This window comes from Caballeronia sp. Sq4a (genome assembly GCF_023170545.1).
Lineage (GTDB): Bacteria > Pseudomonadota > Gammaproteobacteria > Burkholderiales > Burkholderiaceae > Caballeronia.
In genome coordinates, this window is record NZ_CP084250.1 from 2,883,507 (window position 1) to 2,901,695 (window position 18,189).

The following is an 18,189-nucleotide window of genomic DNA, read 5'->3' on the forward strand; positions in this document are numbered from 1 at the left end:
GTTTCGGGATAGGGCGCGCCAGCTTACAAGGCACGCCGCAGAGCGTCCAGTCAGGCCAAAGTCACGCCGCGACGGGCACGCGCGTGAGCGGCTGGATCTGGCGCAGCAAGTCGGCCTGCACGGCCGGATGGTCGCTTGCGCGCGTCCACACGCCGACGTTGAACTTCACGCCGGTATCGGTGTAATCGGTGACGGCGATCCACGGCGCCGACGCGCCGTCCTGCACGATGCGCGCATCGCCCGTAACGAGCCTGCGCAGCTCGCCGAGCACGCGCTCGACGTCCTGGCCGTGCTGCACCAGAAAATTGAGCACGACGCGCCGCTGCTCGTTCGCGCTGTAGTTCGTCACCGGATTCGCCCAGATGATGCTGTTCGGCACGTACATGACGACGCCGTCCGCCTTCGTGAGCCGCGTGGTGAAAAGTCCGATCTCGTTGACCGTGCCCGCCGTCACGCCGATTCCCTCGATATAGTCGCCCACGCGAAACGGCCGCAGTAGCAGCAACATCAAACCGGCTGCGATGTTTTGCAGCGTGCCCTGCAGCGCCAGTCCGATGGCAAGCCCCGCCGCGCCGAGCACGGTCAGGATGCTCGCCGCCGCAATGCCGAACTTGCCGAGCGCCGCGACGATGGCGACCACGCGTATCGCCCACATCACGAGACTGGCGAGCACCGGCGTCAGCGTGGCATCGACGTTCGTGCGGTTGAGCGTGCGCCGCAGCGCGTTGGCGACGATGTTCGAGATCCACCAGCCGACGGCGACGATCAGGATCGCCATCAGAATGTTGATGCCGTACGTCAGCCCGAGCGTGAGCATGAAGTCGTAGGCCGGGCGCAGTTTGTCGATTGAATCCATTGAGTGCTCCTTGTGCGATGTGTGCGTTGACCGGGCGGCGCGCCGTGTGCTCCCGCATATCGGGACACGGATGCCCGGCGCTCGCGCCGTCGCCGATTGGCTTAACATTGACGGCTTTGGTCGATTCGCGAGCATAGAGCAGCCGCGCGCATCCACCAGCTTCACGATTGTCAAAGTTAGTCCAAAACCGCCACTCGCAAAGGAAAACTGTCATGGCTTACGAAGCAGCATCCGAGCGTTACTCCTCGCAGATGCAATACCGCACGTGCGGCAAATCCGGTCTCAAGCTGCCGGCGCTGTCGCTCGGTCTCTGGCATAACTTCGGCGACACCACGCCCATTTCGACGCAACGCGACATCCTGCGCACCGCGTTCGATCTCGGCGTCACCCATTTCGACCTGGCGAACAACTACGGGCCGCCGTACGGCAGCGCGGAAGCCAACTTCGGACGTCTCTTCAAGGACGACTTCAAGCCGTATCGCGACGAACTGCTGATTTCGACGAAAGCCGGCTGGGACATGTGGCCCGGTCCGTACGGGCAGGGCGGCGGCTCGCGCAAGTACGTGCTCGCGAGTCTGGATCAGAGCCTAAAGCGCATGGGGCTGGATTACGTCGATATCTTCTACTCGCATCGCTTCGATGCCGATACGCCGCTCGAAGAGACCGCCGGCGCGCTCGCGACCGCCGTGCATTCGGGCAAGGCGCTGTATGTCGGCATCTCCTCGTATTCGGCGTCCAAGACGCGCGAAATGGCGAAGCTGCTCGCCGAGCACAAGGTGCCGCTTTTGATCCATCAGCCGTCGTACAACATGCTGAACCGCTGGATCGAAGAAGAACTGCTCGATACGCTCGACGAGATCGGCGCGGGCAGCATCGCGTTCACGCCGCTCGCGCAAGGGTTGCTCACGAGCAAGTATCTGAACGGCGTGCCGCAGGATGCGCGCGTCAACAAGCCGGGCGGCGGATCGCTCAAGCAGGAACACCTGAGCCAGGAAAATCTGGAGCATGTGCGCAAGCTGAACGAACTGGCGCAGCGGCGCGGCCAAAGCCTCGCGCAGATGGCGCTGGCGTGGGCGCTGCGCGGCGGGCGCGTGACCTCGGTGCTGATCGGCGCGAGCCGCGCGGAGCAAGTCACCGAAAACGTCGGCGCGTTGAAGAATCTGGAGTTCAGCCCGGAAGAGCTCGCGGAAATCGACAAGTACGCGCAGGAAGGCGGCATCAATCTGTGGGAAAAGCCGTCGACGGATCAGCGCATCTGAATGTCTTGCAGCCGCCTTCCGTCAGAAGGGTGATTCGGAAGCGGCTCGGCGACGGTTGCTATCATGCGGGCTCGCGGTCCATTCGCTGCTGACCGGCAGCGAGCACAATCGGCGGCGGCGGCGCGTGGCGGATCGTCACGCGCTGCTGGCGATCCGGCCCGAGGACGCCCCGCGGCTATCGAGTTAGAATAGCCGATTGCGCCCATGCAACGCCCGGCTGCACGACTGCCGACGCGGGCCTGCCGCAAACACGCCGCACCAAGCCGAAAGTTCGGACGAAAGCGCAAGCCGCTCGTCCTTTCGCGCGGCGTCGAGCGACCCGCATTCCGGCGTTCCGGCCGTGAGCGTCACCGTTTTCGCATAGTCCAAGAAGCCATGAGCAACCTCAACTCTCAAACCGTTCTGAGCGTCCACCACTGGACCGACACGCTTTTCAGTTTCACCTGCACTCGCGACGCCTCGTTCCGCTTTGAGAACGGCCAGTTCACGATGGTGGGCCTCGAAGTCGACGGCAAGCCGCTTCTGCGCGCCTACAGTCTCGCGAGCGCGAACTACGAAGAGCATCTCGAATTCCTGAGCATCAAGGTGCCGGACGGCCCGCTGACTTCGCGTCTGCAGCACCTGAAGGTCGGCGATTCCGTGCTGATCGGCAAGAAGCCGACGGGCACGCTGGTCGCGGACAACCTGTTGCCGGGCAAGACGCTGTGGCTGCTTTCTACTGGCACGGGCCTCGCGCCGTTCATGTCGATCATCAAGGACCCGGACGTCTACGACCGCTACGAGAAGATCGTGCTGACGCACACCTGCCGCTTCGTCGATGAACTCGCGTACAAGGACTTCATCACCGAGCACCTGCCGGCGCACGAGCACATCGGCGAAATCGTCTCCGAGAAGCTCGTCTATTACCCGACCGTGACGCGCGAAGAATTCGCGAACCGCGGCCGCATCACGGACCTGATCGAGACGAAGAAGCTGTTCTCGGATCTGTCGGTGGAGCCGTTCTCGATCGAGAACGACCGCGTGATGCTTTGCGGCAGCCCGCACATGCTGCGCGACACGCGCCAGTTGCTCGACTCGCTGGGCTTCCAGGAAGGCAGCAACAACCATCCGGGGCATTACGTCGTCGAGAAGGCGTTCGTCGGCTGATTCGTGGTTGGCGTGTTTGCAGAGAAGCCGGGGCACATCGCTCCGGTTTTTTTTCGCCTGCTTGCGGGCAACTTGTTACATCTGCGGACAGGCATTGTTGGCGGTTCGGCCGCACTGCTGTTACCAATCGACATGAAGTTCTGCCGCCGCAGCCTTGTCGGACATGGATTAATCATATTTTTGAGATATGATGCGGTCACGTCGAAGCGATGCGCAAAACGTGCATCGTCCGATTTCCATGTTACAGAGTGTAAATTCAGTTACGCCGACTCGTGGTCTGCCGAGGACGTAGCTCAAGTTGCGCTCAAAGCGAGGAAAAATGAACCCGTCGGCCCTGATCGGACTGGATCAGCGTGCAACGTCCTGCGCCACCGTGCGCGGCGTGTCGTCAGCGACGCCGGAAGCATCCGGCTTACCGTTTTCCGCTCTATTCGACGCCAAGCTGGAAAGCGACCGCGAGGTCGAGCGCCTGCGCGCCCGCGTACGGGATCTCGCCTCGCAAGTCTGCGCGGCCGATGAGCGCGTTCGCCGCAGCATCGCCGCCGATCTGCACGACGAAGCCGGCGCCATTCTCACCGCTGCGAACCTCGCGGTGGCGCGCGCCGAATATCTGCTGCCCGCCGATGCGCCCGCTGCCTGCTCCGAAGCGCTGCGCCAGGCGCGCGAATGTCTCGCCGAAGTCGCTGCGTCGAATCACCGGATCGTGGAGGGCCTGCACGCGCCGGCGCTCGACGACGGCCTTCCCGCCGCGCTCGCGGAGTGGCTCGCAACCTTCGGCGCGCGCGCCGGGCTCTCCGTCAATTTATCCTGTTCAGTGGAAATCTACGCGAAGCGGCTGCCGCAGGGTCTGTCGCATGCCTTCTTTCGCATCACGCAGGAAGCGCTGAACAACGTCGCGCGGCACGCGCATGCGACGCGCGCGAACGTGACGCTCGCAGCCGACGACGACGCCCTCACGCTGGTGGTGGAGGACGACGGCATCGGGATGGCGCCCGTTGCGCGCCGCAAAGCCGGGCGGCTTGGATTCGCGAGCATGCGCTCTCGTTGCGAGGCGTTCGGCGGCACGCTGCGCGTGGGCGCATCGAAAACGGGCGGGACGTGCGTGCGCGCCCGCCTGCCGTGGACGGCCGCGCCGCGCGCCGCGCTGCGCGCGGTCAACGACTGAGCGCGCGCATGGCGCTCAAGATTCTTCTTGCCGACGATCACGCCATCGTGCGCCGTGGCGTCGCGCAATTGCTGCTGGAGCGTGGCGTCGCGTCGGAGGTCAGCGAAGCGGAAACGGGCGCACAGGCGCTGGCGCTGGCGGCGCGCGCCTCGTTCGACGTCGCTCTCCTCGATATCTCATTACCCGATACGACCGGCCTCGACGTCCTGAAGCGCCTGAAGCGCGACGCGCCGCGTCTTCCGGTGCTGATGTTCTCCATGTATCGCGAAGACCAGTACGCGGTGCGCGCGTTGAAGGCGGGCGCGGCAGGTTATCTATCGAAGACAGCGGACCCCGCGCTCATGATCCGCGCGGTTCAACAGGTCGCCGCCGGCCGCAAGTACGTCAGCCCGGAAATGGCGGAGGCGCTCGCCAATTACGTCTCGCTGGATAGCGAACGGATGCCGCACGAGAACTTGTCGGACCGCGAGTTCCAGACGCTGTGCATGCTGGCATCGGGCAAGCGGTTGACCGACATCGCGAATGCGCTGTCGTTGTCGGTGAAGACGGTCAGCGTGTATCGCGCGCGCCTGCTCGACAAGATGAAGCTGGCCAACAACGCCGAACTCACGTTCTACGTCCTCTCGAACCGCCTCGTCGATATGAACCCTGCGATCGCAGGCTGAGCGGTGATTTATCTCGTACAAGATAAAAAACACCGGCGCTGCGCATGTTGCCCAATTTCCGGGCATTTTCGAAGTCTCCGATAGAATGTCGGGTTTTCCCGCAGCAGGGCGCGCGAGCGCCGCATGGAGACTTATCGCAATGTCGTTGTTCCGCAAGAAAAACATCGAGCACATGCTGGCCGGCGCGCACAGCACGTCACTCAAGAAAACGCTCGGCGCGCTGGACCTCACGTTTCTCGGCATCGGCGCGATCATCGGCACCGGCATCTTCGTGCTCACGGGCACGGGCGCCGTGCAGGCCGGGCCCGCGCTGATGGTGTCGTTCATCGTCGCGGCCATCGCTTGCTGCTTTGCCGCGCTCGCCTACGCGGAGTTTTCGTCGACCATTCCGGTCGCCGGTTCCATCTACACCTATTCGTACGCGACGCTCGGCGAACTGGCCGCGTGGATCATCGGCTGGGACTTGATGCTCGAATACGGGCTCGCGACGTCCGCCGTCTCGGTCGGATGGTCGGGCTATCTGCAATCGTTGCTGTCGGGCTTCGGCATCAGCCTGCCGACCGCGCTCACCGCCGCGCCCGGCGCCCTGCCGGACCACCTCACGTATTTCAACCTGCCCGCTTTCCTCGTGATGATGGTCATTACGTGGCTGCTGTCGATCGGCGTAAAGGAATCCACGCGCATCAACAACGTGATGGTCGCGATCAAGGTCACGGTCGTGCTGCTGGTGATCGCGGTCGGCGTGTTTCACGTCACGCCGGCGAACTGGCATCCGTTCATGCCGCACGGCTGGTCCGGCGTTTTCGGCGCGGCGGCGGTTATGTTCTTCGCGTTCATCGGCTTCGATTCGGTGTCGTCCGCGGCCGAGGAAGTGAAGAACCCGAAGCGCGATCTGCCCATCGGCATCATTTCGTCGCTCGCGGTGTGCGCGGTGCTGTACGTGGCGGTGGCGGCGGTCGTGACGGGCATCGTGCCGGCGGCGCAGTTCGCGCACATCTCGCATCCGGTGTCGTACGCGTTGCAAGTGGCGGGGCAGAACTGGGTGGCGGGTTTCATCGACCTGGGCGCGGTGCTGGGCATGCTCACCGTGATTCTCGTCATGAGCTACGGCCAGACGCGCATCATCTACGCGATGTCGCGTGACGGACTGCTGCCCGCGAAGCTCTCGAGCGTGCATCCGCGCTTTTCGACGCCGTTCTTCACGACGTGGCTCGTCGGCATCTTCTTCGGCCTGATCGGCGCGCTCGTGCCGCTCAACGTGCTCGCCGAGCTGATCAACATCGGCACGCTCGCCGCGTTCTCGATGGTGTCCATCGCCGTGCTGATCCTGCGCCGCACGCACCCCGACCTGCCGCGCGCGTTCCGCTGCCCGGGCGTGCCCGTTGTGCCGATTCTCGCGGTGGCGTCGTGCCTCTTCCTGATGCTCAACCTGACGGCGACGACGTGGATTGCGTTCGTCGTCTGGCTCGTGATCGGGCTCGTGATTTACTTCGCGTATTCGCGCCGTCATTCGGCGCTGGGCCGCGTTCAGCCGCAGCCCGCGAACGCGAAGACCGCGAAGCGCGAAACCGTTACGCACTGAGTGTTCGTCTGATCGTTCGGCTAAAGAGCGCCGTCCCTCGGGACGGCGTTTTTTTTCCTCCGTCGGCGGCGCGGCACGGGCGTGCGCCTAATAGCGACGCCCGCTGATTTGTGCTTTACTCGCCGTACACATAACACGAAATTCCAGCCGGACGCGACGCGCGGGCAGGTAGAGACGTGGCGACGTGCGTGACCCGAGTGACGTTGAGGCTGGTCCATCCCCTTGCAATCATGCAAGGACCGTAGCGAGGCGAAAAGCCCGCCGCGGTCGACAAGGAGACAGTAATGACGCTCAGCATCAGCCTGACGGTCAACGGCAAACCCCTGACCGCGAAGGTGGAACCGCATGTCCTGCTCGTTCAGTTTCTCCGCGAAAACCTCGGGCTGACCGGCACGCACGTCGGCTGCGATACCGCGCAGTGCGGCGCGTGCACCGTTCATCTCGACGGCCGCGCGATCAAATCGTGCAACATCCTCGCCGCGCAGGCCGACGGCATGAGCGTGACGAGCATCGAGGGCATGTCGAAAGACGGCCAGCTTCATCCGATGCAGGCGGCGTTCAGGGAATGCCACGGCCTGCAATGCGGCTTCTGCACGCCCGGCATGGTGATGAGCGCGAGCGCGCTCGCCGCCGAATCGCCCGATCTCACCGAGGAAGAAGTCCGCGATCAACTCGACGGCAATCTGTGCCGCTGCACGGGCTATCACAACATCGTGAAGGCGGTCCTCGAAGGCGCGCAGAACATGAAAGCGGGCGCCTGACTCCCTCGTTCCCTTTTCGACACCACGAATCGCGCCTATCACGGAGACCGCGATGAATGCCCCTGAGCAACAGAAACTGATCGGCGCTGGCGTCAAGCGCAAAGAAGACTATCGCTTCCTGACCGGCGCGGGCCAATACACCGACGACGTCGTGCTGCCGCGCCAAAGCTATGGCGTGTTCCTTCGCTCGCCGCATGCGCACGCGCGCATTCGCGGCATCAATACCGAGCAGGCGCTCGCATCGCCGGGCGTGATCGGCGTGTTCACCGGCAAGGATCTCGCAGGCGAGAACGTCGGCGGCTTGCCGTGCGGATGGCTCATCCACAGCACGGACGGCTCGCCGATGCACGAGCCGCCGCATCCTGTCATCGCGCACGACAAGGTGCTGCACGTGGGCGATCAGGTGGCGCTCGTCGTCGCCGAATCGGTGAAGGAAGCGAAGGACGCGCTCGAACTGATCGAGGTCGATTACGAAGAACTGCCCGCTATCGTCGATACCGGCAGCGCCGCCGACGCAGGCCAGCCGCTCGTGCACGACAGCGTGCCGAACAACGTCTGCTACAACTGGGGCCACGGCGACAAGGCGCGCACCGACGCCGCGTTCGCGCAGGCCGCGCACGTCACCACACTCGATATCGTGAATCAGCGGCTCGTGCCGAACGCCATCGAGCCGCGCGCCGTCAACGCGAGCTATTCGAAGCACGACGACAGCTACACGGTCTACGTCGCGAATCAGAATCCGCACGTCGAGCGTTTGTTGATGGCGGCGTTCGTGCTGTCGCTGCCGGAATCCAAGCTGCGCGTGATCGCGCCGGACGTGGGCGGCGGCTTCGGCTCGAAGATCTTCCTGTATCCGGAAGACGTGGCGCTGACGTGGGCATCGAGGAAAGTCGGGCGTCCGATCAAATGGACCGCCGAGCGTTCCGAAGCCTTCGTTTCCGACGCGCACGGCCGCGATCACGTCACCAAAGCGGAACTCGCGCTCGACAACGACGGCAAGTTCCTCGCGATGCGCGTCCACACGACGGCGAACATGGGCGCGTATTTGTCGACGTTCGCGTCGTCGGTGCCGACCGTGCTCTATGCGACGCTGCTCGCCGGCCAGTACGCCACGCCCGCCATCTACGCCGAAGTGAAGGCCGTGTTCACGAACACCGTTCCCGTGGATGCCTATCGCGGCGCGGGCCGTCCGGAAGCCACGTATGTGGTCGAACGGCTCGTCGAGACGGCGGCGCGCGAGCTGAACATCGATCCGGTCGAACTGCGCCGCCGCAACTTCATCCGCGAGTTTCCGTATGCGACGCCCGTTGGCCTCACCTACGACACCGGCGACTACGACGCGTGCCTGAACCGCGCGCTGGAACTGGCGGACGTCGCGGGTTTCGCCGAGCGGCGGGCGCAGTCGGAGAAAGAAGGCAAGCTTCGCGGCATCGGCTATTCGTGCTACATCGAGGCGTGCGGGCTCGCGCCGTCGAATATTGCGGGCGCGCTCGGCGCGCGGGCGGGGCTCTTCGAAGCAGGCGAAGTGCGCGTGCATCCGACCGGCTCCGTCACCGTGTTCACCGGCTCGCACAGCCACGGTCAGGGCCACGAGACCACATTCGCGCAAGTGGTGGCGGACCGGCTCGGCGTGGCGATCGAAAACGTCGAGGTCATTCACGGCGACACCGGGCGCATTCCGTTCGGCATGGGCACGTACGGATCGCGGTCGATTTCGGTCGGCGGCTCGGCCATCATGAAAGCGCTCGACAAGGTCGAAGCGAAGGCGAAGAAGATCGCCGCGCATCTGCTGGAAGCGTCGGCGGAAGACATCGAGTTCGCCAACGGCGTGTTCCGCGTCGCGGGCACGGACCGCACGAAGAGCTTCGCGGAAGTCTCGCTCGCTGCGTACGTGCCGCATAACTTCCCGCTCGAAACCATGGAGCCGGGTCTCAACGAAAACGCGTTCTACGATCCGACCAACTTCACGTATCCGTCGGGCGCGTACGTCTGCGAAGTCGAAGTGGATCGCGACACCGGCGAAACGCGCATCCAGAAGTTCACTGCGGTGGACGATTTCGGCAACGTGATCAATCCGATGATCGTGGAAGGCCAGGTGCATGGTGGCTTGGGGCAGGGCATCGGCCAGGCCATGCTGGAGCGCTGCGTGTACGACAAGGAGAGCGGCCAGCTGCTTTCCGGCTCGTTCATGGATTACGCGATGCCGCACGCCATCGACTTGCCGAGCTTCACCGTCGAGACCGCGAAAGGCACGCCGTGCACCCACAATCCGCTCGGCGTGAAGGGCTGCGGCGAAGCGGGCGCGATCGGCTCGCCGCCCGCCGTCATCAACGCGATTGTCGATGCCCTCGCGCCGCTCGGCGTCAAAGACTTGCAGATGCCCGCGACGCCGCACCGCGTCTGGACCGCGATGCACGCCGCCCAAGCCGCCCACACTGCCGAAACCGCCTGACGGAGACCGATATGTACGCATTCGACTATCAACGCCCGGACGAGGCGCAAGCGGCGGTGGCCGCGCTCGCGGCGAACGGCGACGCCAAATATCTCGCGGGCGGCCAGAGCTTGCTGCCGACCATGCGTTTGCGGCTCGCGCAGCCGTCGGCGCTCGTGGATGTGACGCGCATCGCGTCGATGAAAACCGTCACGCTCGATGCGGACAAGCTGACCATCGGCGGCGCGATGTGCCACGCGCAGGTCGGCGCGAACGCGGATGTGAAACGCGCGCTGCCGGGCTTGGCCGACTTGGCGAGCCGCATCGGCGACCGGCAGGTGCGCGAGCGCGGGACCATCGGCGGCTCGCTCGCCAACGACGACCCCGCAGCGTGCTATCCGTCCGCCGTGCTCGCGCTCAACGCGACCATCGTGACGGACCGCCGCCGCATCGCCGCCGACGACTTCTTCCTCGGCATGTACGAGACCGCGCTCGAACCGGACGAACTGATCACCGCCGTCGAGTTTCCGCTCGCCGAGCGCGCGGGCTACGAGAAGTTCCGCAATCCGGCGTCGCACTTCGCGCTCGTCGGCGTGTTCGTCGCGAAGCACGCGGACGGCGTGCGCGTCGGCGTGACCGGCGCGGCGCCTTCCGCGTTCCGGCCGACCGAACTGGAAGCGGCGTTGTCGAAGGACTTCTCGGTGGCGTCCGCGCGCAGCGTGACGATTTCCGCCGACGGCCTCAACGACGACATGCACGCGAGCGCCGCCTACCGCGCGCATCTGATCCCGGTGCTCGCGGGCCGCGCGATCGAACGCGCGCTGTCGTTCTCGGCGTGATGATCGACGAACCGGCTTCCATCGACGAGACGCTCGCGCGCCTGCGCGAGCAGCAGTACTTCGCGAGCCGCGAACTGGCGACGGCACTCTTTCTCGCGCTGAAGATGCAGCGCCCGCTCTTTCTGGAAGGCGAGCCGGGCGTCGGCAAAACGGAGCTGGCGAAGGCGGCGGCGGGCTTGTGCGGCACGACGCTCTTGCGTCTGCAATGCTACGAAGGGCTCGATACGGCGAGCGCGCTGTACGAATGGGACTATCCGCGTCAGATCATGGCGCTGCGGCTCGCGGAAGCCGCGGGCGAAACGCCGTCGAACGATTCGCTGTATCGCGGCGAGTTTCTGCTGAAGCGGCCGCTGTTGCAGGCGCTTCTGCCCGATCCCGGGAACGCGAATGCGCGGCGCGTCTTGTTGATCGACGAGATCGACCGCGCCGACGAGCCGTTCGAAGCGTTCTTGCTGGAACTGCTGTCGGACTTTCAGGTGTCGATTCCCGAGTACGGCACCGTGCGCGCGGCGCGGCCGCCGCTCGTCGTGATGACGTCCAACCGCACGCGCGAAGTCCACGACGCTTTGAAGCGCCGGTGTCTGTATCAGTGGATCGGCTATCCGGCGCGGGACGTGGAACTCGATATCGTCGCGGCGCGTGCGCCGGAAGCGGGCGCGGCGTTGCAGGCGAGGGCCGTCGCGTTCGTCCATCAGTTGCGCACAATGGACTTGTTCAAGGCGCCGGGCGTCGCGGAAACCATCGACTGGTGCCGCGCGCTCGCGGCGTTGTCGGTCTCGGAACTCGATCCGCAATCGGTGCAGGACACGCTCGGCGTGCTGCTGAAGTATCAGGACGACCTCGCGCGCATGGACGCCGCGACGCTCGCGCAATGCCTTTCGACGGCGCGGGCGTGACCATGCCACCGTTCGCGCGCAACGTCGTGCACTTCGTGCGCTTGCTGCGCGGCGCGGGGCTCGGCATGTCGCCGGCGCAGGCGGTGGATGCGCTCGACGCGCTGCGCCTCATCGACCTGGGCCGGCGCGACGACGTGCGCGCGGCGCTCGCGTGCCTGCTGGTTCATGCGAGCGACGAGCGCGAGATCTTCGACTCGGCGTTCGATCTGTTCTGGCGCGATCCCGATTGGGAAAGCAAGCTGCGCGCGCTCTTGCTGCCGAAGATTCAAAGCGCCGCGCCGCCGCCGAAGCGCAACAACCGTCTCGCCGATGCGCTCGCGACGCGCGCGGACACGCGCGACACGCGCGAGAAGGCGCAGCCTGAAGCGCAGGCCGAAGAGACGCACGCGCGGCTGTCGTTCAGCGCGCAGGAGCGCCTGAGTCATCGCGATTTCGACACGCTCAGCGCCGACGAATGGCGCGCGTTGCGGCATCAGATTCGCGCGCATCGGCTGCCGCTCGCGACTGAGCCGACGCGCAGGCTGAAGGCGGCGTCGCGCGGCACGCACGCAGACTTGCGCGCGAGCGCGCGGCAAGCGGTCCGCGCGGGCGGCGACTGGACCGTGTGGAAGTATCGCGCGGCGGTGGAACGCAGGCCGCCGCTGGTTCTGCTGCTCGACATTTCGGGTTCGATGAGCGCGTATTCGCGCGCCGTGCTGTACTACTGTCACGCGCTTTTGCAATCGCGCGAACGCTTGCAGGTGTTCCTGTTCGGCACGCGGCTGACGAACGCGACGCGCGCGTTGCGCGAGCGCGATCCCGATGTCGCGGTGACCGCGCTCGGCGAACAGGTCGCGGACTGGTCGGGCGGCACGCGCATCGGCGCGGCGCTCGCAGAATTCAACCGTCGCTGGGCGCGTCGCGTGCTGACGGGCCGCGCGACCGTGCTGCTCGTCACCGACGGGCTGGATCACGAGGCCATCGACGTGCTCGATGCCGAAATGGCGCGGCTCAGGCGCTTCGCGCATCGGCTCGTGTGGCTCAATCCGCTGTTGCGATTTGCCGGCTTCACGCCGCGCGCGCGAGGCGTGCGCGCGATCCTGCCGCACGTCGACGCGATGCTCGCGGCTCACAACCTCGACAGCCTCGCCGCTGTCGGGCGGGAAATGGCGGCGCTTTCCGCGCGCGGCGCGCCCCGAATGCCAGGAGGACACACGCAATGGAACTGACCGAAACGCATACCTTGCCGGTGCCGCAGGATCGCGCGTGGGAGGCGCTCAACGACACGGCCATGCTCAAAGCCTGCATTCCGGGCTGCGACAGCATCGAAGCGGACGGCGAAAATGCCTATGCCGTCGGGATGACTGCCGCCGTCGGCCCGGTCAAGGCACGCTTCAAGGGCCGCATGGAACTGACGGATATCGACGCGCCGCACACCTATACGATCGTCTTTGAAGGACAGGGCGGCGCGGCAGGCTTCAGCAAAGGCACGGCGAAAGTGAACCTCGAGCCGGGCGAAGACGCGGACACCACGAAGCTCACCTACAGCGCGCACGCGCAGGTGGGCGGCAAGCTCGCGCAGATCGGCTCGCGGCTCGTGGACGGCGCAGCGCGTAAGATCGCGGGTGAGTTCTTCAAGCGTTTCGGCGCGAAGTTGCAGGACGCAGGCGAAGCGCAGCGAGAACAGAACGGCGTCGCGGACGAACCGGCTGACGCCGACAAGGAAGAGAAAGGAAAGAAATCATGGACAGCGTGGATCTCGAAGTCCTGAAGAACAGCGCGCGATGGCTCGAAGAAGGGCATCGCGCGCTGCTGGTCACGGTCGTGAAGACGTGGGGCTCGTCGCCCCGGCCGGAAGGCGCGATGCTCGCGGTGCGCGACGACGGCCACGTGGTCGGCTCGGTGTCGGGCGGGTGCATCGAAGACGATCTGATCGACCGCGTGCGGCAGCGGGGCATCGAGCAGTCGAAGCCGGAAGCGGTGAAATACGGCATCAGCGCGGAAGAAGCGCACCGCTTCGGACTGCCGTGCGGCGGCACCATTCAGCTCGTGCTGGAGCCGCTCACGCGCGAAAGCGGCATCGCGGAACTGTGCGCGGCGGTGGAAAGCGGACGGCTCGTCGCGCGCACGCTCGACATGGAGACGGGCACGGCGCGCCTCGAACCCGCGCAGGCCACGGACGGCGTGCTCTTCGACGGCGCGACGCTCCTGACCATTCACGGTCCGCGCTACCGGATGCTCGTGATCGGCGCGGGGCAGTTGTCGCGCTATCTGTGCAGCATCGCGGTCGGGCTCGACTATCAGGTGACCGTGTGTGATCCGCGCGAGGAGTACACCGACGAGTGGGACGTGCCGGGCACGACCATCGTGCGCACCATGCCCGACGACACCGTGATGGACATGAAGCTCGACGAGCGTTGCGCGGTAATCGCGCTCACGCACGATCCCAAGCTCGACGATCTCGCGCTCATGGAAGCGTTGAAGACGCCGGCGTTCTATGTCGGCGCGCTCGGTTCGCGGCGCAATAACGCGGCGAGGCGCGAGCGGCTGAAAGAGTTCGATCTCAGCGATGCCGAGCTCGCGCGGCTGCACGGACCTGTCGGCATCTATATCGGCAGCCGGACGCCGCCGGAGATTGCCGTATCGATACTCGCCGAAGTGACGGCGGCGAAGAACGGGGTGTCGCTGCCGGAACTGCTGCAAGTGGAAGGCGCGAAGGCGGCGCGCGAAGTCGCCGGAAATGGCGAAGTGTGCGGCGTTTGACGGCCGCACAATAAAGCGCCGCCGTTGCCGCTTACATCAGCCCGCACACGATCATCGCGACGAGCGACACCGTCACGATCGCCGCGCCCGCCATGCGCCGCTTGTTGAGCTCAGTCCACAGCAGCACGCCCGTGAGCGACAGAAGAATCAGGCTGCCGGCGAGCGTGTCGATCAGCAGCACCCAGCCGACGCTCAGGCCGACGCCCTTGTGCAGGTTCGTCAGCATCGCGAGGAAAGTGTTTTCCGTCCGCTTCACCGAGACGAAGTTGTTGCCGACCCAGTACTCGGCCATCACGCTGCTGCCCGGCGATGAAATCATCGTCGACCATTGCTCGGGCTGAATCGCGCTCTTGTCGCCCCAGCCGACGGGATGCGCCGGCTCGCGCCGCGTACGGCCGAGGTTGCCGTCGAGTTTCAGTTCCTTCTTGAGCCACATGCCTATGTCGCGCGGCGATTTGAAACCGCCTGCGGGTAGCGGAAGTTGCATCTGCGAAACCTGCGGCTCGCCGGTCGAGACGCGCAGCGGCGGCGCGCGGTGGTTCAGCAGAAAACCGGTCACGCCGAACAGCAGGCCGAGCAGCGCCCCCCACAAGCCGACCCAGCCGTGAACCTTGCGCAGCCATTTCAGAAACGTCGAGCGGCGCGAGCGAGTCTTGCGCCCAGTTTGTTCGGCGTCGTCCATCGGGCGTCCTTGCGGACGGTATCGAGCGGTGTCGCTCGTCGGCGGCGGGGTGAGGGTGTCAGGCGCGTTCAAGCGTCTCTCCGGAGTCGGCGGGTTCGTCGGCAACGCCACGCCCTGATCGACTCTCGGTCGTTCACGGCGGGCAAATGAGAATCGTTATCATTGCACGACGAAACGCCTGACACAATGCTTTCTGGCGGCGTAAAGACGCCGCTTCGTCACCAAAAATTTCAGACGGGCCAGAGCGGTCCTTCCTGCATCGCGCCGATTTGCTCCCGCAGTTCGAGGATGCGGTCTTCCCAGTAACGCTGCGTGTTGAACCACGGGAAGGCGGCGGGGAACGCGGGATCGTTCCAGCGGCGCGCGAGCCACGCGGCGTAGTGGACCAGCCGCAACGTGCGAAGCGCCTCGATCAGATGCAGCTCGCGCTCGTCGAAGTCGCAGAAGTCTTCGTAGCCAGCGAGCAGATCGGAGAGCGCACGTGACGCTTCCGCGCGGCCGGCCGGCAGCAAGAGCCACAGGTCTTGGATCGCCGGTCCCATGCGGCTGTCGTCGAAATCGACGAAATGCGGGCCCGCGTCCGTCCACAGCACGTTGCTCGGGTGGCAGTCGCCGTGCATGCGCAGATGCCGCACGTCGCCGGCGCGCTCGAAGCATTGCGCGACGCCGTCCAGCGCCATCGACACGGCGCGCTCGTAGGATTCGCGCACGTCGTCGGGCACGAAGCCATGCGTCAGCAGGAACTCGCGCGGTTCAAAGCCGAAGGTGTGGATATCGAGCGTCGGCCGCTCGCGATACGGCTCGACGCCGCCGACGGCGTGAATACGCCCGATGAAGCGTCCGAGCCATTCGAGCGTTTCGCGGTTGTCGAGGTCGGGCGCGCGGCCGCCGCGCCGGTCGAAGACGGCGAAGCGAAAGCCTTCGAATTCGTGGAGCGTCGCGCCTTCGAGAACGCGTGCCGGAACCGCCGGAATCTCGCGCGCGGCGAGGCTCGCGACGAACGCGTGTTCTTCGAGAATCGCTTCATTCGACCAGCGCCCGGGCCGATAAAACTTCGCGATGACAGGCGGCCCGTCTTCGACGCCCACCTGATACACGCGGTTTTCGTAGCTGTTGAGCGCGAGCAGCCGGCCGTCCGTGCGCGCGTCGGCGGTGATGAGCACGCTGTCGACGGCGTCGAGCACGCGCTCGGGCGTGAGGCCAGCGAAGGGCGGCGCGGCGTCGGAAGCGGGGACGCCGGCGGAGTCGGAATGATTTGAGTTCATTCCGGCATTGTGCGCCTTCCGGCGGCAGGCATCAGCGTCGCTTCAACTCGGCGCTCGGGTCGCCGGCGCAACGCCGCTCAATGAACGACCGAGTTCGACGGGCGCACGATATCGCCCGTATCGATCAGGTCTTCGAGGAAGAACGGCTCCGTGTTCAGGAGCTTCGTGACGCCGGGCTCGCCTGCGTACCACGCGACCATGGCCATGTCGCCGAGAATGCGCATGACGATGCCGCGAGCGCCGTGAGGCACGGCAATATGCACGGAGCGGACAATCGAACCGATTTGCATGATGAAACCCCGTATCCATGCCGGCTCAATGAGACGCCGGTCATATGTTCCAACAGCACGCGCTCGTGACGGCGCGTGCACCAGACAATCGCCGCGTCTTTGTTGCGGGAAGCGCGACCTGCGCGGCTTTCATGAACGATTGTGCGCTTACTTTAGCCTATGGCAACGCGCAAACGCGATGCCCAATGCCGCGATTTGTTGCCCAGCGCAGACGTTCACTGCGCATTTGCTGTCTGCGGCACATGGAATGCGCCGCTGCATCCGGCAAAACCCTGAGGGACGGCGTATCGTTGAGGGTTTCAGTTTTAAGCGGAGACTTCATTCGTGAACGCATCACCCGCGCCGCAGCGCAAAGATGTGCCGCCCGCGTCTGCGGAACTCTATCTGGAGCGCGGCTCGCGAGCTTACTGGCGCGCTGCGCTCGCGCTGCTCTTTGCGGGTTACGCGACGTTTTCGCTGCTTTATTGCGTGCAGCCGCTGCTCCCGGAGTTCACGAAGGACTTCGGCGTCAGCCCGGCGGTCAGCGCGCTCGCGGTGTCCGTGAGCACGGCGGCGTTGGCGGTGGCTATTTTCATCGCGGGATTCGTCTCCGAGAGCTGGAGCCGTCATCGGTTGATGACGCTGTCGTTGCTCGCGTCGTCGGTGCTGACGGTCGTCGCGGCGTTGCTGCCGAACTGGCACGCGCTGCTCGTGGTGCGCGCGCTCGAAGGCTTCGCGCTCGGCGGCGTGCCGGCCGTCGCAATGGCGTATCTCGCGGAAGAAGTGCATCCCGAAGGACTCGGCCTCGCGATGGGCCTCTATGTCGGCGGAACGGCGATCGGCGGCATGGCCGGGCGCGTGATCAGCGGCGTGCTCGCGGACTTCTTCGGCTGGCGCGTGGCGATCGGCGGCATCGGCGTGCTCGGACTGCTCGCGACGCTGGCGTTCCGGTCGCTGCTGCCGCCGTCGCGACGCTTCAAGCCGCGGCGCGGCGTCGGGTTCGCGCATCACCGCAGTTCGCTAGTCGGGCATCTGCGGCATGGCGGCCTACCGTTTCTCTTTCTGATCGGCTTTGTGCTGATGGGCAGCTTCGTCACGGTGTACAACTACGTCGGTTATCGGCTGCTGGGCGCGCCGTTCGGGCTCAACCAGACGCAGATCGGCGCCATTTTCACCGTGTACCTCACTGGCGTGGTCGCGTCGCCGTGGTCGGGCAAGATGGCCGATGCTTTCGGCCGTGGCCGCGTGCTGATTGCCGCGATCGTGCTGATGATGACCGGCATCGCGCTGACGCTTTCGATGTCGCTGCCGGTGATCATCGGCGGAATCGCTTGCCTGACGTTCGGCTTCTTCGCGGGACATTCGGTGGCGAGCGGCTGGGTCGGCCGGCTCGCGACACAGGCGAAAGGCCAGGCCGCCGCGCTGTATCTGCTGGCGTATTACCTGGGATCGAGCCTGATCGGATCGTATGGCGGGCACTTCTGGACCGGCTTCGGCTGGCCGGGCGTGGTCGGGTTGATCGCGGGACTGCTCGTGATCGGCGTCGCGGCTGCGGCTTATCTGAATGGCCGCGAACGGGCGCTGATCCGCGCGCCGTCGAAAGCCGAATGAAATCGGACGAAACTAAGGGT

Annotated in this window: 17 protein-coding genes; 13 read left to right on the forward strand and 4 right to left on the reverse strand. The window is 65.5% G+C overall.

Going from position 1 to position 18,189, the window contains the following annotated elements; translation table 11 throughout:
- Nucleotides 1-61: 61 nt before the first annotated feature.
- Complete coding sequence (locus LDZ24_RS13725) at nucleotides 62-856, reverse strand: mechanosensitive ion channel family protein (RefSeq protein ID WP_248320788.1); 795 nt, start codon at nucleotides 854-856, stop codon at nucleotides 62-64.
- 212 nt (nucleotides 857-1,068) lie between these two features.
- On the opposite strand from LDZ24_RS13725, the gene mgrA reads away from it, so the two are divergent.
- From mgrA to LDZ24_RS13785, 12 genes are all read left to right on the forward strand, one after another.
- Entirely contained in the window at nucleotides 1,069-2,115 is a 1,047-nt protein-coding gene (gene mgrA, locus LDZ24_RS13730; protein WP_248320789.1) for an L-glyceraldehyde 3-phosphate reductase, read from the forward strand.
- Nucleotides 2,116-2,490: 375 nt separating this feature from the next.
- Nucleotides 2,491-3,261: a ferredoxin--NADP reductase gene (locus LDZ24_RS13735; RefSeq protein WP_175938781.1), complete on the forward strand. Its 771-nt coding sequence runs from the start codon at nucleotides 2,491-2,493 to the stop codon at nucleotides 3,259-3,261.
- 319 nt (nucleotides 3,262-3,580) lie between these two features.
- A complete protein-coding gene (locus LDZ24_RS13740) occupies nucleotides 3,581-4,426 on the forward strand; it encodes a sensor histidine kinase (protein WP_248320790.1) in 846 nt (281 codons plus the stop codon).
- A gap of 8 nt (nucleotides 4,427-4,434) precedes the next feature.
- The gene (gene rqpR / locus LDZ24_RS13745; RefSeq protein ID WP_248320791.1) at nucleotides 4,435-5,091 is read left to right on the forward strand and encodes a response regulator transcription factor; all 657 of its coding nucleotides are present in this window, start codon (nucleotides 4,435-4,437) and stop codon (nucleotides 5,089-5,091) included.
- Nucleotides 5,092-5,230: 139 nt separating this feature from the next.
- On the forward strand, nucleotides 5,231-6,673 hold the full coding sequence (locus tag LDZ24_RS13750) for an amino acid permease (protein WP_305854670.1): 1,443 nt from the start codon (nucleotides 5,231-5,233) through the stop codon (nucleotides 6,671-6,673).
- A gap of 284 nt (nucleotides 6,674-6,957) precedes the next feature.
- A complete protein-coding gene (locus LDZ24_RS13755; RefSeq protein WP_248320792.1) occupies nucleotides 6,958-7,434 on the forward strand; it encodes a (2Fe-2S)-binding protein in 477 nt (158 codons plus the stop codon).
- 52 nt (nucleotides 7,435-7,486) lie between these two features.
- Entirely contained in the window at nucleotides 7,487-9,886 is a 2,400-nt protein-coding gene (locus LDZ24_RS13760) for a xanthine dehydrogenase family protein molybdopterin-binding subunit (protein ID WP_248320793.1), read from the forward strand.
- 11 nt (nucleotides 9,887-9,897) lie between these two features.
- Nucleotides 9,898-10,704 carry a xanthine dehydrogenase family protein subunit M gene (locus tag LDZ24_RS13765; protein ID WP_248320794.1) on the forward strand — a complete coding sequence of 269 codons (807 nt, stop codon included), beginning with the start codon at nucleotides 9,898-9,900 and terminating at the stop codon, nucleotides 10,702-10,704.
- Complete coding sequence (locus LDZ24_RS13770; RefSeq protein ID WP_248322366.1) at nucleotides 10,704-11,600, forward strand: MoxR family ATPase; 897 nt, start codon at nucleotides 10,704-10,706, stop codon at nucleotides 11,598-11,600. The genes LDZ24_RS13765 and LDZ24_RS13770 overlap by 1 nt, the downstream gene beginning before the upstream one ends.
- Nucleotides 11,576-12,808 carry a VWA domain-containing protein gene (locus LDZ24_RS13775; RefSeq protein ID WP_248320795.1) on the forward strand — a complete coding sequence of 411 codons (1,233 nt, stop codon included), beginning with the start codon at nucleotides 11,576-11,578 and terminating at the stop codon, nucleotides 12,806-12,808. The genes LDZ24_RS13770 and LDZ24_RS13775 overlap by 25 nt, the downstream gene beginning before the upstream one ends.
- Nucleotides 12,799-13,350 carry a CoxG family protein gene (locus tag LDZ24_RS13780; protein ID WP_248320796.1) on the forward strand — a complete coding sequence of 184 codons (552 nt, stop codon included), beginning with the start codon at nucleotides 12,799-12,801 and terminating at the stop codon, nucleotides 13,348-13,350. The genes LDZ24_RS13775 and LDZ24_RS13780 overlap by 10 nt, the downstream gene beginning before the upstream one ends.
- Nucleotides 13,323-14,342, forward strand: a complete 1,020-nt coding sequence (locus LDZ24_RS13785; protein WP_248320797.1) for an XdhC family protein — start codon at nucleotides 13,323-13,325, stop codon at nucleotides 14,340-14,342. Before LDZ24_RS13780 ends, LDZ24_RS13785 begins: the two co-directional genes overlap by 28 nt.
- A 31-nt stretch (nucleotides 14,343-14,373) precedes the next feature.
- Here the strand turns inward: LDZ24_RS13785 and LDZ24_RS13790 are convergent, their stop codons facing one another.
- From LDZ24_RS13790 to LDZ24_RS13800, 3 genes are all read right to left on the reverse strand, one after another.
- Nucleotides 14,374-15,096: a PepSY-associated TM helix domain-containing protein gene (locus LDZ24_RS13790; protein WP_248320798.1), complete on the reverse strand. Its 723-nt coding sequence runs from the start codon at nucleotides 15,094-15,096 to the stop codon at nucleotides 14,374-14,376.
- A gap of 158 nt (nucleotides 15,097-15,254) precedes the next feature.
- On the reverse strand, nucleotides 15,255-16,289 hold the full coding sequence (locus tag LDZ24_RS13795) for a serine/threonine protein kinase (protein WP_248320799.1): 1,035 nt from the start codon (nucleotides 16,287-16,289) through the stop codon (nucleotides 15,255-15,257).
- A 77-nt stretch (nucleotides 16,290-16,366) separates the two neighbouring features.
- Nucleotides 16,367-16,579 (reverse strand): hypothetical protein, encoded by a 213-nt coding sequence (locus LDZ24_RS13800; RefSeq protein WP_175938808.1) that lies wholly within the window; start codon nucleotides 16,577-16,579, stop codon nucleotides 16,367-16,369.
- Nucleotides 16,580-16,903: 324 nt separating this feature from the next.
- On the opposite strand from LDZ24_RS13800, the gene LDZ24_RS13805 reads away from it, so the two are divergent.
- Entirely contained in the window at nucleotides 16,904-18,169 is a 1,266-nt protein-coding gene (locus LDZ24_RS13805; protein WP_248320800.1) for an MFS transporter, read from the forward strand.
- The last annotated feature ends 20 nt before the right edge of the window (nucleotides 18,170-18,189 follow it).